Source organism: Sphingobacterium sp. KH_072, assembly GCF_057837975.1.
The window spans coordinates 587,505-604,456 of record NZ_CM174457.1; the positions used below are offsets into that span (position 1 = coordinate 587,505).

The window sequence follows — 16,952 nt, forward strand, 5'->3', positions numbered from 1 at the left end:
AGGCTTTACATGAACCCTCGGTTTACTGTACGAGCTTATTTGCGCAATTCGTACTAGCGAAGGATTCTGGTTTTGCCTTGAACATAAAGCCCATGCCCATAATGTATCCCATCGCTTCTTTCAACGCCGCATTGGACTGAAAGTTGGGATTGGTGTTGATGTCCGCATGTACTTCTAGATCCACATGATACTGATCAAGCAATGGACAAACCTGATAAGCAATATCGATCGAATGTTGCACCTCAATCAGCATGCGTTCTTTGATCGACATGTTGTGGGTCTTTCGGTCTTTGTGGATAAACATAAATCCACCTCGGTTTTCGCGCAGAAATACGATGACCGTCGCAAATTCCACGATTTGTCGTTTTACTTGAGAGTCGGTGCCGATGTAGATTTTAAGTTTGTTTCCTAATTTGTGCTCGCGAATGATGGTATCTTCGACCGCCTGCAGGATGGGTACGTGGAGTGTTTCTCCATTGAATTTTTGCCAATTCATAATTAAGAGATTACGTATCCCTAAATTTACGAACTTGTATCTTATTTATTATTAAGGATTTATTAATTTTTTACGATTTAACTTTTTCATTACATCGGCTAATCCTTCGTGCCGTAGGATAGATCGCCTGCATCACCCAATCCAGGCACTATATACGCTTTGCTCGTTAGCTCTTTGTCCAAATCACCAATCCAGATTTTCGCTTCTGGCAAGAATGCACGCACATGTTGTACCCCTTCTTCCGAAGCAATCACGGTAGCGATATGCAGTTCTCGAATATTGTAGTCAGCCAATAATTCTTTACAACAGAGTACCAAGCTCTGGCCAGTGGCCAACATCGTATCTGCCACGATCACGATTTTATCATCTAGATCGGGTGTGTTTTGGTACTTTTTATGAATCTCAAATTCTCCGCTTTTCTTGGTATGCCGGTACGCACCGATAAAGCCACTGTCGGCTTCATCAAAAGCATTTAAAAAACCTTGATGGAAGGGCAGTCCAGCGCGAATAATCGTAAGCAATACCGGTTGTTGCGACAGCACATTAGTCTCTGCCAAGCCCAAAGGTGTATCCACTTCGGCAGGCTGATAGGGGAGTACTTTACTGATTTCGTATGCCATCATCTCACCGATACGTTCGAGATTACGGCGAAAACGCATACGATCCTTTTGGATATCGGTATTTCTCAATTCTACCAAGTACTGGTTCACCAGACTATTCTGTTCTGTAAGGATCGTAATCATGTTTCTCCTGTTAGTTATGTTGCTAAACAAACATGGGCTAGAATAGTTTACGAAAACCCTTTTTCCAGCGCCTTGTTATTGTAATAATAATCGCTTACATTGCTATCACATGAAATTCGAATTAACATCAGAATACCAGCCTACCGGAGATCAGCCGCAAGCCATTAAAGAGCTTGTGCATGGTGTGAACGCAGGAGAAACGTATCAAACACTGTTGGGAGTAACCGGTTCCGGTAAAACGTTTACGGTGGCCAATGTGATTCAGCAAACGCAGAAGCCGACGTTGATCTTGAGTCACAATAAAACGTTAGCAGCGCAGTTGTACGGAGAGTTCAAGCAGTTCTTTCCGAATAATTCGGTGCAGTATTTTGTGAGTTATTACGATTATTACCAACCAGAAGCTTTCATTGCTTCAACTAGTACCTATATAGAGAAGGATTTGCAGATCAATGAGGAGATCGAAAAGCTCCGCTTGGCTACGACCTCGGCATTGATGTCTGGCCGACGCGATGTGATAGTGGTATCGTCTGTATCCTGTATTTATGGTATGGGTAATCCAGAAGATTTCTCTCGGTCCATCTTTCGTTTTGGCGTAGGGATGACGGTGTCACGCAATGCTTTTTTGCACCGCTTGGTGGAAATTCTCTACGCGCGCACGACAACCGATTTCAAACGCGGAACCTTTCGAGTGAAAGGGGATACCGTGGATATCTATCCGGCTTATCTGGACACGGGTTATCGCATCTCTTTCTTCGGGGATGAGATTGAAGAGCTAAGCAGCATTGATCCCGTATCGGGTACGACGTTGGAAAAGCACGAAGATCTGGCACTTTTCCCAGCTAATTTATTCGTAACGCCTAAAGAGAAATTTACCGAGTCCATTTGGCAGATTCAGGAAGAGCTTATGCAACGCAAAACACAATTAGAAGGCGATGGCTTGTTGCTCGAGGCAAAACGTCTAGAGGAGCGTGTCAACTATGATTTGGAGATGATGCGTGAACTCGGATACTGCTCGGGTATTGAGAATTATTCTCGGTTTTTTGATGGCCGCACGCCCGGTATGCGTCCTTTCTGTTTGCTGGATTATTTCCCGAAAGACTATTTGTTGGTGATTGATGAAAGCCACGTGACGCTTCCACAGGTACGCGCTATGTATGGCGGTGACCGATCGCGAAAGATTTCACTCGTAGAGCACGGATTTCGTTTGCCCGCAGCGCTGGATAATCGACCGCTGAACTTTCCAGAGTTTGAATCTCTGACCAACCAAACGCTGTACGTATCGGCTACGCCGGGTGATTATGAATTGCAACAGACGGAAGGCGTGGTGGTGGAACAGGTGATTCGGCCAACGGGTTTATTGGATCCGATTATTGAGGTGCGGCCGGCAGTCAACCAAGTCGATGATTTATTAGAACAAGTCGATAAAGCCATCAAGGAAGGTGGTCGAATCTTGGTTACGACGCTGACCAAGCGTATGGCAGAGGAGTTGACGAAGTATATGAATCGCTTAAATATCAAGGTGCGGTACATCCACTCCGAGGTGAAAACACTGGAAAGGGTCGAGATTTTGCGTGGCTTGCGTTTAGGAGAATTTGATGTGTTGGTGGGTGTGAATTTGTTGCGTGAAGGACTAGATCTCCCAGAAGTAACGCTCGTAGCAATCTTGGATGCGGATAAAGAAGGTTTCTTACGCTCCGAAAGATCGCTGATCCAAACGATTGGTCGTGCAGCGCGGAATGATAAAGGGCGTGTGATTATGTATGCCGATCAAATGACGCATAGTATGAATGTCACGATTGAGGAAACCAACCGTCGTCGTGAGAAGCAGATGGCTTATAATTTGAAGCACGGTATCACCCCGAGAACCGTTGGAAAATCTCGTGAAGAGATTATTGGACAAACGTCCGTCGCTGATCTGAAAGGTGGGGAAGCCAAAGCATACATAGAGCCAGAAGCAGGGAGCTTGGTGGCGGCAGATCCTTTAATCGAATACATGGGCGAGAAGGATTTGAACAAAGCCATCGAAACCGTTCGCAAGCGCATGGAGAAAGCGGCCAAGAATATGGACTTTTTGGAGGCAGCGAAGCTGCGTGACGAAATGTTTAGCTTAGAAAATGCGTATAAAGAACGCTTCGAATAAACAAAAATCTTACTCAGTAAGCTGGTAGGTTGCCGCACATTTAGCGGTTTCCTCCACTTTACAGAGAATCAACTTGGTATTCGTGCCGGCCAATTGTGCAGGTCCTACTACTTCCACCAGATGCTGGGCGATATTTTCAGCCGTCGGGTTGAATGGTACGACGACCAAGCTTTCGCCACTAAGTGATTGCAGTTGCGGTAGCAATTCGTCTTGCTCCCAGATCAGAAACTTGTGATCGTAATATTCTTCCAACCACATACAGAGCTTTTCTTTGATGACTGAGAAATCCAGCACACGACCGATTTCATCGAGTTGCTCTCCAGCTACCACAAAGTGAATCCGGTAATTGTGCCCGTGTAAAAACCGGCACTTGCCTTCGTGCCCCACCACGCGGTGGCCACAAGATATATCGTGATATCGCTCTGCTGTAATCATGCCGCAAAGATACAGATTTTTTGAGCACAGAAATATAGGTTCATGCTGTCCCTTAGCGAATGAGTCTTGTCGGGAATTCGCTCACCTTTTCCAAAGTCAACTGTTGCATCACCTGATAGAGTTGCGCTTTAAATAGATTGATCGTATGATCGGCTCCTTCGTCGCCCAACGCGCCCACACCATACATAAATGGCCTGCCCATAAAATTAAATTCAGATCCTACTGCATGCGCTCTTCCAAGATCCACACCCGAGCGGATACCGCCGTCCATCATGATTTTTAACTTGCCGGTATATTTTGGATTGTTAGCCAGCTTAATTAGAGAAATCAACGAAGATTCACCCGCATCGATTTGGCGACCACCATGATTAGAAATAATGACGCCATCCACCCCTAAGCTGATTGCACCTTCCATATCTTCTTCGCTGGCGATACCTTTCAATACCAATGGTCCAGGCCACAGGTCACGGATGGCTTTTACTTTCTCCATATTCACCTTACCGGTGAATGTTTTATTCATAAACTGACCAAGTTGGCTAAGATCCAACCCTTTTTCCATGTACGGTTTCAAGGTGGCGAAAGATGGAATTCCATGTTGCAAGGTCTTGATGCCCCACTCCGGACAAATCATCGCCTGGAATATATTTTCGATATTCATCTTTGGTGGCATCGATAATCCGCTTTTAATTTCGCGATAGCGCAAACCGAAAGAAGGCACATCAACCAGCACAACCAATACCGGACAGGATACCGCTTTCAACCGGTTGAGAATATCATCGCGCAAGCGATCTTCCGTAGGATGATACAATTGAAACCACGCTTTTCCATCCGATACTTCGGCAATGCGCTCGATACTCGAAGTCGATACTGTACTTAGTGTATAGGGAATATCATGTTTTGCGGCAGCTTTTGCCAATATTTCTGGTGCATTAGGCCACATCAAGCCCTGCAAACCGATCGGTGAAATACCAAATGGAGCACTGTAAGTACGGCCAAATAATTCGACAGACATATCGATCTCCCCACCCGTTTTCAAGTAATGTGGTTTCAGGTATATATTATCGAAATCCGATTCGTTACGTTCCAGATTAAGTTCCTCGTTACAGCCTCCTTGTAAGTAGTCGAAAGCAAATTTTGGAATACGCCATTTGGCACGGCGTTTCAAATCAGCTACAGAAGGATATTTAGGGTTGTACGGGAAAAGTGGTTTCTTAATCATTACTAGGGTAAGTGAGTATCTATATTGAGTGCAAATTTACTATTATAACCGGAAAAAATTTGGCCTATTTTGCGGGATGATGGATGAAAAGCACCAACACAAAGCCTGATCTTACGGAAGGCGAAAGAAATCCAATAACAAATCAGGGAAAAGACCAAATACTAATAATAGCACCGTGAAAAACAGGGCTATTCCGCAGATAGGACGAGAAATCCTGACGCGTAAATCCACTGTAGCACCAGAAGGTGCTTGGCGTAAAAAGCCATAAAGCGGAATTTTCAAATAATAGAACAAGGAAATAACGGATGTCAACACACCCACAATCAGTAAATACAAGTACATGGATTGATCCAATGTTTGGTAGATATCGAAGATAGTGGTGAATACCAAAAGCTTTCCAACAAAGCCCGCCGTAGGCGGAAGGCCAACTAAGGATATGCCTGCAAATGTAAGAGCCGTAAACAAGATGGGAAAGCGCTTGCCTAAGCCAGCATAATCCGACAGATTAGCCGATCCAGTTTGTTTTTCCAAGATCATAATGAAGCCGAAAACGGCCAAATTCATCAGCGTGTAGGTCGCCAAGTAAAAGAACAGTACTTCAGGTTCATGATGTACATAGCTCAATACCGCTAACAAGAGGAAACCCGTATGCCCGACCGAAGAATAGGCCATCAATCGTTTGATGTTTTGCTGCCGCAATGCAACCAAATTACCAATCAGCATCGTAACGATAGCGACAAAACACAAGAAGTGCAAGGTCACTTCTCCAAAATAAAATGGACTCGCTGTCCAAGCTAATATGAGTCGACTAAATAATACAATGGCACCGACCTTAGGAACAGTCGCCAAAAATGCCGTAATGGGAGTGGGAGCACCTTCATACACATCGGGCGTCCACACATGAAAAGGTACGAAACCCAACTTAAAGCCAATGCCTACAAACACGAAAAGCAGCGCTACGGTGCTCAATACCATTGGAGCGGCAATCATGCCTTTCATCTGCGCGATACTGGTGAAATCCAACGAGCCCGTAAAACCATATAGCAAGGAAAGTCCATACAGCATAAATGCTGCACAGGTAGATCCGAACAATACATATTTCATCGCCGCTTCAGATTCTTTTTTGTTTTGCGCAAAGTAGGCGACGAGTACGTATGAACCTATAGACACCATTTCTACCGCAATAAATGCCATGATCCAATGCGTGGTCAAGGTCAGCAAATGCAAACCTAAGGTCGTGGCCAATAAGATCGAATAGATATCGCCCATCCGTTTCTTGGGCAACTGATCATGTCCATATTGCTGAATGTACACGCCAATAATGGCTACACTACATAAAATAATTAGTCGCGCATTTTGGGAAAAAGCATCGACACGCAGCATGTCAAAAAATACGGGTGCATTCTCTATGTTTTGAACATAGGTCAGGTAGCCAGCAGCTAATAATCCGATCAAGAAAAAGCTGAACGAAGCTTGTTTCCAATAGCGATCAGCAAAAAGGCTGCAGAATATCGTACCTATAAAAGCGATGCTTATCGCGAGCTCGGGCCGGAAAGAACGAACCGAATCGATAATATGGTCAATGATGGGCGTAATCTGAGGAGCAAATTCATACATAGCGAATACGACCTATAGAAATGATGAAACCACAGAGACAATACGCATCACGCTTTCATTCAATGGCGTAAATACCAAGGATGGCATGATGCCTAAAATAACAGCTAAAGCCAGTGCTGGATACAAGATGATTTGTTCCCGAGCGGTAACATCCGTCAATGCAGTCGCCCATTCTTCGCCACCTTTCAATCGGGTTTGTCCAAAAAACATACGCTGTAAAGTCCACAAGAAATAAACCGCGCTAAGCAGAATACCGATTGAACCTCCAACGGCCATCCAACGCGGCAACCCAGTACCAACCGATTCACTATTGAATGCGCCAATAATCACAAAGGCTTCGCCAATGAAAGCAGAAAAACCAGGAAGTCCTAGCGACGCAAAAAAGGCAATAGCGACAAAAACGGTGTAACGCGGCATATGGCTCGCCAAACCGCGGAAGTTGTAAATATCGCGATCATGTACGCGGTCGTAGATCACACCCACCAAGAAGAATAAGGCGGCGGATAGAAAACCGTGACTAACCATTTGGAACATGGCACCCGAAATACCTTCAGTCGTTAGCGTTGCGATACCTAGCAACACAAAACCCATGTGTGACACAGAAGAATAGGCAATTAAACGTTTTAAATCTTTTTGTGCTAACGCATTAAATGCCCCGTATAAAATGGATATGACACCGATTAATCCGAGCCACCAATTGCTTTGCGCCGCCATATCTGGAAAAATGCCGATACAGACACGCAGGATGCCGTATCCGCCGACTTTCAATAAAATACCAGCTAATATAATAGAAACAGGCGTAGGAGCTTCCACGTGTGCGTCGGGAAGCCAAGTATGCAAGGGTACAATAGGTACTTTGATCGCGAAGGCGATAAATAAAATGATAAAACCGATCAAGCGCGCTGGAATGCCAAATATTTCGTGGAAATTACGCACCCAGCCAAAGAAAGATTCTTCGCCGTAATTGGCCGGATTCATCATGTGCAACATGTTGAATGTGTTGGCGCCCGTAGCCGGATTGGTGACTGAGAAATACAAACCGACGATCACCAATAGCATAAAGACCGATCCCAATAAAGTATAGATAAAGAACTTGACCGCCGCATATTCTCGTCTCACACTACCCCATATCCCGATCAGGAAATAAAGAGGCAAGAGCATCACCTCATAAAATACGTAAAAAAGGAAGAAGTCCAATGCGCAGAACACGCCCATTACGGCGGTATTTAACAGCATCAGCAATGCAAAATAACCTTTGACACTTTTCGTAATATTCCAAGATGCACCAATCGCCATGAGCATCACGACCGCACTCAATACGATCAGCGGCAGCGACAAGCCGTCTAACCCTAGCAAGTAGTCAATTTCTAAAAGCTTATCCGCACCGATTTGCAAACGAATCCACGACAATTGCTCGACATATTGGAAGCTGTTGATATCGTTAATGCCCGCCTGCGTGGCATCAAATTGCACATACAAATATCCGGTCAACAGTAATTGCACAGCTGTCGCAGCCAAAGCCAAATATTTCGCACTTGCCGCCGCAGATTTGGGCAGTAGTAACATGACTAATGCCGCGAGTAAGGGTAGGAATATGAGTATAGATAAAAATCCCATGTTATCTTAAAACCAAATAAAGTATGCCAAATAAAACCATCGTAAACGCAAAGCCCATGTAGTTTTGTAAGCGCCCATTTTGTACCCAGCGCAGCAAATGTCCGCCATAATAGCTCGTTTGCGCAACGAGGTTAACCAATCCATCGACCAGATTACGATCGATCCATGCCGATACACGACCAATTGCGCGGGTCGCGCTAGCCGCTCCAGCTGTTAATCCGTCTACGATATAATGATCGAACCAGTACAAACCACGCGAAAGATATAGCGTACTTCGTACAATGATGAGCTGAAAAAACTCGTTGATATAACCTTGCTTTTGTGCGTGTTGCACCCAAGCATTATTTTCCTGAAAAGGATATTTGCCTTGTACGTACCAGCGATATCCCAACCACCAACCGATTGCTGAGCCCGTGATGAGTACGATTGGAATAAACATATGTAGTGAATCGATCGGTTGAAATCCCGTTAGTAAGGTCAAGCCCTGCATCAGCGCTGCATTTTGGTGGGAAATTGGATTGAACGAGAATACAAAGAAAAGCGAACACAAACCAAGAAAAGCCATCGGGATCAGCATCCCTTTCGGCGCTTCATGAAATACCGTAACTTTCTCCTCGCTCCACAATTTGGGTTTTCCAAAAAACACTTTGAAAATCATTCGACCGATGTAAAATGCCGTAAGAAAACTTACCAATACCAATATAATGGGGATGATGATATAAGCACCACCACGCTCGACTGCCCATTCGAAAGCCGCAATAACGATCGAATCTTTGGATAAAAAACCAGAAGTAAGCGGGAATCCGGCTAATGCTAGCGAAGCAATCACCATTAAGATGAACGTGTATGGCATAAAGCGGCGCAATCCGCCCATGTTGCGCATATCTTGTGGGTCTACTTTTGCGGCAGCAGGAATCGCATGTGCCATTTCATGAATGATCGCTCCGGCACAAAGGAAAAGCAGACATTTGAAGAAGGCATGCGTGACCAAATGAAAAATCGCGGCATTCCAAGCGCCAATTCCGACAGCGACTACCATAAATCCAAGCTGGGATATGGTCGAAAAGGCCAATACTTTTTTAATATCCTGTTGCGCCAGCGCAAAATAGGATGCGGTGAGTGCGGTAATCGTGCCGATTATAGCGATGACTAAAAGTATGCTTTCATTGAACAATGGGAAGACGGTGGCCAATAAAAATACCCCGGCCGCGACCATTGTAGCTGCGTGAATAAGTGACGATACCGAAGTTGGTCCTTCCATCGCATCGGGCAACCAAACGTGTAACGGAAATTGTGCGGATTTAGCCATTGCTCCGACAAAAAAGGCGAGCCCAGCATAGCTCATCCATCGCTCGGTATGCCATAAAGGAATCTGTTCAAAAAGCGGGCTTTGCTTGCCAAATAGTTCAGACAAGTTCAGTGTTCCCATGTGTGCATATACCAAAGCAATGCCAATTAAGAAACCGACATCACCGATTCGGTTCACGATAAATGCCTTTTTGTTGGCTTGTACGGCGGCATCTTTGGTAAACCAAAATCCAATGAGTAGGTAAGACGCAAATCCTACCAATTCCCAAAATACGTACATCAACAATAAATTATTGGCTACGCAAAGCGCTAGCATCGCAAAGCAAAAAAGGCTGAGGTACATCCAATAACGATGAATGCCCGGATCACCTTTCATGTAAATGCGCGAGTACATATGCACCGGCAAGGCAATGATACAGACCAACAGTTGCATCAGCACGGTCAAATTATTCAACAGAATGCCCGCTGAAAAAGTATGTTTTCCGACCGTAAACCAAGAAACAGTGGCTTCCACAGGTGTTTGTTGCCAAATAGGGAAGAAAACGAAAAATGCACTTGCTGCGGTACTCAGCAGAATAGCGAGCAAACCTACGATGCCCGATTGATCTTGTTTGCCGCGCAAAGCTTGATAAAGAAATGCCGCGAATGGAAATAGCAGCACCGCTAAGCTGGCATGTATGGGTGATATGTGTTGCAAATTCATCATTAGTCGCGCAGATCTGTGATTTGGTCCGGATTAATGGTTTTATATTTTCGATAGGCCATCAGGATTATGGACAAGCCCACAGCTACCGCCGCCGCAGCCAGTACAATCGCAAATAAAGCAAATACTTGGCCTCCATAGTCTGCTTTATCATATCGGCCGAAGGCCACCAAATTGAGAATGGCAGCATTGATCATCAGTTCGATACCGACCAAGATCATAATGGCGTTTCTTTTAGAGATCACGGCATATAAACCAATGCAGAAAATACAAGCACTTACCGCTAAGAAATGCGTAATGGGAATCATTCTTTTTCCCCCTTTCTAGCAATGTGCGCTGCGCCAATCAAAGTCATCATCAGAAAGATGGAAATAATCTCAAAAGGCAATATGTAGCGCGACATAAATAGCATGCCGAGCTGATTGATGTTGTTATCTCTAGAGAGGATGATCTGTCCGGTTCTCATATTTTGTTCCATCCAAGCCGGCGAATAGGTTTGATCCCACTGCCAGATTCCGTAGCCCATCAACCCTAAAAATCCTAGCGAAAGTGCCAGCGATTGCCAATTGGGTAATTGGATGAAGGATCCGGAGAGATCTTGCAGATCGGTCAACAATTCTTTGTTGCTCAACATAAAGGCGAAGATCATTAAAATTAGTACGCCACCCACGTACACCAGTACTTGGGTAATAGCCACAAAATCGGCCAAGGCGAAGAGATACAAGCCGGCCATGGCGAATAGCACAATGAAAAATAGAAAAAGGGCACGTGCCGTATTTTTGAGGCTGACGACCAATAATGCGCTTGTAATCGCTAGAAATGCAAAAGCATAAAAAAGAATGAGTTCCATTATTTTTTAGATTTTGCCGCCTCCTTCTCAGCTTGAAAACGTGTCCACTCTTCCTTGCGTTGCACGATCTCTTGATCGGTCATCTCGCCAAAGCCGTAGATCAAATCGGTTAATTTCGTAGTGGTGCGGTCGTATTGATCGGTCATGGTAATGCATTCCGTCGGGCATACTACGGTGCATAATCCGCAGTACATGCATTTGGCCATGTCAATTTCAAACTTCTCGGCGTACAGTCTTTTTACGCTGCCATCCGACGTTTTGCCAATCGCCTCCGGCGATTTAATCGATTCAATAGCGATACAATCCACCGGACAAGCTTTGGCGCACAAATCGCAGACAATGCAGTCGGCCATTTCTACGTCCAATTGGTAGCGTGCTACTTCTGGAATAGGGATTTTTTGCTTCGGAAACTGAATGGTGACTGTACCATCTTGCTTGTCAAAGTAACCATCTGCTCGGATATCGAGATTTTTTCTTGTTTTGCCAGCGGCAAAGAAGTGTCTCACCGTCAGAAGTAATCCTTTGACAGCGGTCTTTAATCCATACAGTGTAGTTTTTAAGATCACTTAGCAGACACGTTTAAAATTATACCATTACCAATATACGCCACAATCCCGAAATAGCCATACCTACAAAAGCGGCCGGAATCAAAATCTTCCAGCACAAGTTCATTAACTGGTCGGCTCGGAATCTCGGCAATGTCCAGCGAATCCACATTTGTACACCCACAATAAGCATTGATTTGAAAATCGTCCAAAAGATTCCCCAATAAAGACCAGTAGTCCAGGTCGCCAATGTCAATGCGCCAATGTTTGGCAGCGGTGTATTCCATGCGCCTAGAAAAAGCACCACGCCTAGCATGGATACCAAAAACATCATCGCGTACTCGGCTAAGAATACGAAAGCAAAGCGAATACCGCCATACTCGGTGTGGAAACCGCCAATCAGTTCGCTTTCCGCTTCCGGAATATCGAATGGCGCACGATTACATTCCGCCAACGTGGCGATAAAGAAAATAAGATATACAAATAGCAGGTGCGGCGCTTGAAAGATGTTCCAAGCCAATAGGCCACCGACCTCATTGACGTTCCAGATACCTAGAAATTTGATGTCCTGCGTCGCTAAAATACCCTGATTGAAGGCGATGTCGTTGAGATTTAGAGTTTGCGACAGCATCACCACGGCAATCAAGGAAAGACCGATCGGAATTTCGTAAGACAACATTTGTGCAATCGCGCGTATCGAACCTAATAAGGCATATTTGTTATTCGATCCCCAGCCGGCCATCAAAATACCCAATGCATCAATGGAGATCACGGCCATGATGAAAAATAAGCCCGTGTTTGTATTTGCTGGCGCAAAACCCGGTGCCCAAGGAATTACACTGAAACCAATATAAACGGCTATAAAAATCACAATAGGAGCGAGCGCAAATAAGATCTTATCGGCTACCGTCGGTGTGATGAATTCTTTCTGAAGTAATTTGAGAATGTCGGCTATGGTTTGTAATGAACCATGCTTACCCGTTTCCATTGGCCCGAGCCTATCCTGAACAAAACCGGCGATTTTACGTTCTGCATATACGGCAAACAACGTAAATGTGGCAATAAAAAGAAATATTGCTACTGGCGGGATGATATGGGATAGAAGTTCGTGCAATGTTTTTAGAACAATTCTTAACTAGATGCAAACTTAATGAAAACGCTTTGATAAAGTGGTGTAAATGTCGATAGATATTGTCGTTTTTATGTAGCAATGTCATCAGATTGTTCGTATATATTTATTCAAAAAAGAAGAACTATGAAAAATTATGTTTGGAGTATGTTAGTAGTCGTTAGTGTATTATTTGCATCCTGCAGTATGTCTAAGAAGAGTGGCGCTGCTGATCCCGCTGCGGCATTAGAAGATGTGACTTGGCGCCTCACGGAGTTAGAGGGAAAAGCGGTTCGGAAAGAAATTAATGGAAAAGTGCCGTCGCTTACATTTGCATCAGCCGATAAACGCTATGGTGCTATTACTGGCTGTAACGGGATAGGTGGACAGTACGAGATCAAGCAAGGTAATCAACTCACCTTATCGATGGGAATGTCTACAAAGATGTATTGTGAGAATAATATGGAAGTAGAAGATGGGTTTGGAAAGTTATTCCCGTTGGTACAGAGCTATACGATCCAAAATGATCGCTTAGAATTGAAAGATGCGGAGTCTAAGGTATTAGCTACATTTGTATTGATGCCCTAATTAGGGCATCAATACATGATACTATTAGTCTACGATCTTAAGAACTTTAATCTCAAAAATTAAGGGAGAATTTGCTGGAATAGGTCCAGAATTTCTATTGCGATAAGCATAGAATGATGGGGTAATAATTCGCATCGTATCACCCGGTTGAAGACCTCTAGCGGTCAATCCCAGATGAATTTGATTTCCTACAGCACGTGGATAAAATGCGATTTGCCAAGCAGTAATCAAGCCATTCAAACGGCTAGTAAAGCCCTCGGTTGTTTGGTTTTTATCTACTTCTGTGCCATTAAGCAATTGAAGTTTGTAGTTTACCGTAACGTTGGGAATTATCTCCGTGCCATTTTGATTGAACTTATAATTAAATGTAGCTGAATTGGCCGTGTCTAACAGTTCATACCATATCCCCGTACTATCTTCAATCGCATTCGGGTATTCTCGAGCTACAAATGTCTTGATTGTCTCTTTCTCCAACGCTAATTGTGCTTCTGCATCAAAAGGAGTCATGTTGTCGTCGGAGGAACATGAAAAAAGCGTTAAACATGCGAAAAGTAGCGAAGGTGCTAACTTGAAAAATTTCATAGAATTTAGTGTTTGAAGTTCTTTATGTATGATAAACGGTCAAAATCATGTTCTGCTACAGCATTTGATTTTGACCGTTATCGATGTGTTATATATTAATTATTCTAAGAGATCAATTGATTGTGATCGTCAGGGAAAACTAATGCTGGTTCATGTTGCTTCGCTTCTTCCTGTGTCATCCAAGCGTACGAAATAATGATTACTACGTCACCTACTTGTACTAATCGTGCTGCTGCGCCATTTAGACAAAGCGTGCCAGAGCCACGAGCGCCCTTGATCACATAAGTCTCAAAGCGAGCGCCGTTGTTATTATTTACAATCTGTACCTTCTCATTGGCTATAATGTTAGCCGCATCCATTAGATCTTCATCAATCGTAATGCTACCGACATAATTCAATTCGGCTTGCGTCACCTTTGCACGGTGGATCTTGGATTTCATCACTTCGATCATCATGGCGCAAAGTTACGGCTTTTTTCGATAGGGTGGAAATAGGTAACGGCTTGTGAATTCCTGTATTTACACTGTATTGACGAAAAGAAAACAAGGTTACTGTAGCAGCATATTGTCGATCAGGCGCACACCTTCTAACCATGCGGCTACAAGTGCTACATACTCCTTTTCTGCATGGATTTCTGTGCTGGGTTCGAGCGTAGTCGTTTCACAGATGGCTAGATATTCTAGTTCTAGGCCTGCTACCTGCTCGATTATTTGTGTTGCTTCCGCAATCAACGTTTGCACATCTTTTTCCTGTGCATACTGCTGAATGTGCCTCAACGCTTTTGATAAGCTAAGCGCTTTTTCCAAGCCAAGAGTCGAAAGTCGGGCATTGCGGGAGCTTAATGCTAGTCCGTGCCCATCGCGAAGGGTAGGTACAATATGCAGTTTTACTCCTAAACCCTTTTCGGCAATCATTCGTTGGATCACCATCACTTGCTGAAAATCTTTCTGGCCGAAAAAAGCGATATCTGGATTCACCAATTGAAATAGCTTGTACACAATTTGTGTCACGCCTTGGAAATGCCCAGGCCTATGTTCACCTTCCCAGACCTTCTCGAGACTGCCTAAATCGATCTCCCAATGTGGCTCATTCTCCGGGTACATCACCGCTACTTCTGGCAAGAATAAAATATCACATTCAGCTGCAGTTAATAACGCTTTATCATGCGCTATTGGGCGTGGATATTTTTCTAAATCTTTGGGGTCGTTGAATTGGGTGGGATTTACAAAAATACTGCATACGACCACATCTGTAAGCGCTTTAGCTTCTTGTATCAACGAAATATGTCCGTCGTGCAATGCGCCCATGGTAGGTACAAAGCCGATCTTTTTATCTTGTTGCTGGAGGGTTGCTAAATGTTGCTTTAGTGCGCTTGGTGTAACGAAAATTTCCACGTCTGTATTCGGTAAAATAGCCTGCTAAGGTGCATAATATTTTTGGAATTATAAAACCATGATTAGCAATAGATTGGTAGAAATGATAAAATTTCGTATCTTTGTACACCGATTTTATTTATCAAAACAAAAAAAGTAAGTGGAGATGGCAAAAACGAAAATATTGTTTGTAACCCATGAAATGTCGCCTTTCCTCGAAATAAGCAAAATTTCTGAAATCACACGTCAATTACCCCAAGCAATGCAGGAACGCGGGTTCGAAATCCGTATCCTTATGCCGCGCTTCGGATGTATTAACGAGCGCAGAAATAGGCTTCACGAGGTAATTCGTCTGTCTGGTATGAACATCGTAGTGGATGGGAATGATAATCCCTTGATTATTAAAGTGGCATCTTTGCCGGCTGCACGCATGCAGGTGTATTTTTTAGATAACGAAGATTTTTTCCAAAGAAAGAAGATTTTCCGCGATGAGCAGGGTAAATTCTTTAGCGACAACAACGAGCGCGCTTTGTTTTTTGGAAAAGGTGCAATCGAAACCGTCAAAAAATTAGGCTGGTCTCCAGATGTGATTCACTGTCATGGTTGGTTTTCTGCAATGATTCCTGCTTACATCAAAAATGTATACAATCAGGATCCAGCATTCAAAGACACGAAAATCATCTATTCTTTGTACGAAGAAGATTTTGTGGAAGGAGATACATTGTCTGCTAAGTTAGGTGAAATGGCTGGTCAATCTGATCTATCCGCAGAGGATGCTGCTCGCTATGGCGACGGATCGCATACGGATCTTTACAAGGGAGCACTTTCCTTCACAGATGTGGTCATCAATGCAGGTCTGCCAGCAGATCATGCCATTCTTCAGCATGTACAGGAACAAGGTATCCGATTACATCCTACACAAGGAGATGAGGATTATGAAGCATTCGCGTCCTTGTATGATGAGTTTGTAGGTGAGGAAGTAGTGGTATAGATTCATTTCGAGTTAGGCGTTTTTCCTAATACGGTATAATATAGAAAGCAAAGGCGAATAATTCGTCTTTGCTTTTTTTATGCTCTATAACTACGTCATTGCGAAACCGAGGAACGATGGTGTGGCAATCTTTGATGTATAATTGTAATTCAGTAAAATAGATCGCCGTGTCGGTCCTCCTTGCGTGGAGGAGAAGGGGTTCTTTTACTCAAAGACTTGCCTTATCAACTCCCTCAACTCTTCTATTCACCCCCAATAAACAAACAAGCTCAGCACCTTCTAAGTACTGAGCTCATTTATCTTGAAGAATAAGGTGTGAAACCTTATTTTTTTGTGTCATTCTTTGCTGCAGTGATTTCGTTACGAATTTCCTGAGCCAAAGTTTTGATTTCTTGTAGTCCTTTACGTACACGTGTTCCCGCAGCAGCGTTGCCATTGTTGAAGAACTTGTCAGCGTCACCTTCGATTGAAGTAAGAAGGTCTTTAAGTTGATTGAAATTTTTCATGTTTGAATACAATAATAAATAATTAATATAAAAGTCGTTTTTTACCTAGATGATATCCTAAGATAGGATAAATATACAAAAGGTTCTATTAAAAAGTAATTTTTTAGTTTTTTATCTCAATATGCCTTTAA

Annotated in this window: 18 protein-coding genes; 3 read left to right on the top strand and 15 right to left on the bottom strand. The window is 43.7% G+C overall.

The window, feature by feature from the left end:
• Positions 1-22: 22 nt before the first annotated feature.
• Positions 23-496, bottom strand: a complete 474-nt coding sequence (locus tag AC3IRT_RS02735) for a ribonuclease H-like YkuK family protein (protein WP_489395007.1) — start codon at positions 494-496, stop codon at positions 23-25.
• Positions 497-594: 98 nt separating this feature from the next.
• Positions 595-1,239, bottom strand: coding sequence for a uracil phosphoribosyltransferase (upp, locus tag AC3IRT_RS02740; RefSeq protein WP_489395008.1), 645 nt, complete (start codon positions 1,237-1,239; stop codon positions 595-597).
• Between the two features lie 109 nt (positions 1,240-1,348).
• Here upp and uvrB point away from each other — a divergent pair, with 109 nt between their 5' ends.
• Positions 1,349-3,379, top strand: a complete 2,031-nt coding sequence (gene uvrB, locus AC3IRT_RS02745) for an excinuclease ABC subunit UvrB (RefSeq protein WP_489395009.1) — start codon at positions 1,349-1,351, stop codon at positions 3,377-3,379.
• Positions 3,380-3,388: 9 nt separating this feature from the next.
• Here uvrB and AC3IRT_RS02750 read toward each other — a convergent pair whose 3' ends face one another.
• The 9 genes from AC3IRT_RS02750 to AC3IRT_RS02790 form a co-directional block, all read right to left on the bottom strand.
• Positions 3,389-3,814, bottom strand: a complete 426-nt coding sequence (locus AC3IRT_RS02750) for a 6-pyruvoyl trahydropterin synthase family protein (RefSeq protein ID WP_489395010.1) — start codon at positions 3,812-3,814, stop codon at positions 3,389-3,391.
• Between the two features lie 52 nt (positions 3,815-3,866).
• The gene (locus AC3IRT_RS02755; RefSeq protein WP_489395011.1) at positions 3,867-5,033 is read right to left on the bottom strand and encodes an alpha-hydroxy acid oxidase; all 1,167 of its coding nucleotides are present in this window, start codon (positions 5,031-5,033) and stop codon (positions 3,867-3,869) included.
• A gap of 111 nt (positions 5,034-5,144) precedes the next feature.
• On the bottom strand, positions 5,145-6,650 hold the full coding sequence (locus AC3IRT_RS02760) for an NADH-quinone oxidoreductase subunit N (RefSeq protein WP_489395012.1): 1,506 nt from the start codon (positions 6,648-6,650) through the stop codon (positions 5,145-5,147).
• Positions 6,651-6,662: 12 nt separating this feature from the next.
• Positions 6,663-8,267, bottom strand: a complete 1,605-nt coding sequence (locus AC3IRT_RS02765) for a complex I subunit 4 family protein (RefSeq protein ID WP_489395013.1) — start codon at positions 8,265-8,267, stop codon at positions 6,663-6,665.
• A 1-nt stretch (position 8,268) separates the two neighbouring features.
• Positions 8,269-10,281 carry an NADH-quinone oxidoreductase subunit L gene (nuoL, locus tag AC3IRT_RS02770; RefSeq protein WP_489395014.1) on the bottom strand — a complete coding sequence of 671 codons (2,013 nt, stop codon included), beginning with the start codon at positions 10,279-10,281 and terminating at the stop codon, positions 8,269-8,271.
• The gene (nuoK, locus tag AC3IRT_RS02775; RefSeq protein WP_489395015.1) at positions 10,281-10,586 is read right to left on the bottom strand and encodes an NADH-quinone oxidoreductase subunit NuoK; all 306 of its coding nucleotides are present in this window, start codon (positions 10,584-10,586) and stop codon (positions 10,281-10,283) included. Before nuoK ends, nuoL begins: the two co-directional genes overlap by 1 nt.
• Positions 10,583-11,128, bottom strand: coding sequence for an NADH-quinone oxidoreductase subunit J family protein (locus tag AC3IRT_RS02780; protein WP_489395016.1), 546 nt, complete (start codon positions 11,126-11,128; stop codon positions 10,583-10,585). The genes nuoK and AC3IRT_RS02780 overlap by 4 nt, the downstream gene beginning before the upstream one ends.
• A complete protein-coding gene (locus AC3IRT_RS02785) occupies positions 11,128-11,691 on the bottom strand; it encodes a 4Fe-4S binding protein (RefSeq protein WP_489396093.1) in 564 nt (187 codons plus the stop codon). Before AC3IRT_RS02785 ends, AC3IRT_RS02780 begins: the two co-directional genes overlap by 1 nt.
• A gap of 22 nt (positions 11,692-11,713) precedes the next feature.
• Positions 11,714-12,787, bottom strand: coding sequence for a complex I subunit 1/NuoH family protein (locus AC3IRT_RS02790; RefSeq protein ID WP_489395017.1), 1,074 nt, complete (start codon positions 12,785-12,787; stop codon positions 11,714-11,716).
• 141 nt (positions 12,788-12,928) lie between these two features.
• Here AC3IRT_RS02790 and AC3IRT_RS02795 point away from each other — a divergent pair, with 141 nt between their 5' ends.
• Positions 12,929-13,369: an META domain-containing protein gene (locus AC3IRT_RS02795; RefSeq protein ID WP_489395018.1), complete on the top strand. Its 441-nt coding sequence runs from the start codon at positions 12,929-12,931 to the stop codon at positions 13,367-13,369.
• A gap of 24 nt (positions 13,370-13,393) precedes the next feature.
• On the opposite strand, the gene AC3IRT_RS02800 is transcribed toward AC3IRT_RS02795, so the two are convergent.
• The 3 genes from AC3IRT_RS02800 to panC all read right to left on the bottom strand — a co-directional run bounded on the left by AC3IRT_RS02800 (position 13,394) and on the right by panC (position 15,345).
• The gene (locus tag AC3IRT_RS02800) at positions 13,394-13,951 is read right to left on the bottom strand and encodes an FKBP-type peptidyl-prolyl cis-trans isomerase (protein WP_489395019.1); all 558 of its coding nucleotides are present in this window, start codon (positions 13,949-13,951) and stop codon (positions 13,394-13,396) included.
• Positions 13,952-14,055: 104 nt separating this feature from the next.
• The gene (panD, locus tag AC3IRT_RS02805) at positions 14,056-14,406 is read right to left on the bottom strand and encodes an aspartate 1-decarboxylase (RefSeq protein WP_489395020.1); all 351 of its coding nucleotides are present in this window, start codon (positions 14,404-14,406) and stop codon (positions 14,056-14,058) included.
• Between the two features lie 93 nt (positions 14,407-14,499).
• A complete protein-coding gene (gene panC / locus AC3IRT_RS02810; RefSeq protein WP_489395021.1) occupies positions 14,500-15,345 on the bottom strand; it encodes a pantoate--beta-alanine ligase in 846 nt (281 codons plus the stop codon).
• Positions 15,346-15,490: 145 nt separating this feature from the next.
• Between panC and AC3IRT_RS02815 the strand changes: the two genes are divergently transcribed.
• The gene (locus AC3IRT_RS02815) at positions 15,491-16,315 is read left to right on the top strand and encodes a glycogen/starch synthase (protein ID WP_489395022.1); all 825 of its coding nucleotides are present in this window, start codon (positions 15,491-15,493) and stop codon (positions 16,313-16,315) included.
• A gap of 323 nt (positions 16,316-16,638) precedes the next feature.
• On the opposite strand, the gene AC3IRT_RS02820 is transcribed toward AC3IRT_RS02815, so the two are convergent.
• On the bottom strand, positions 16,639-16,821 hold the full coding sequence (locus tag AC3IRT_RS02820) for a histone H1 (RefSeq protein WP_489395023.1): 183 nt from the start codon (positions 16,819-16,821) through the stop codon (positions 16,639-16,641).
• Positions 16,822-16,952 lie beyond the last annotated feature (131 nt).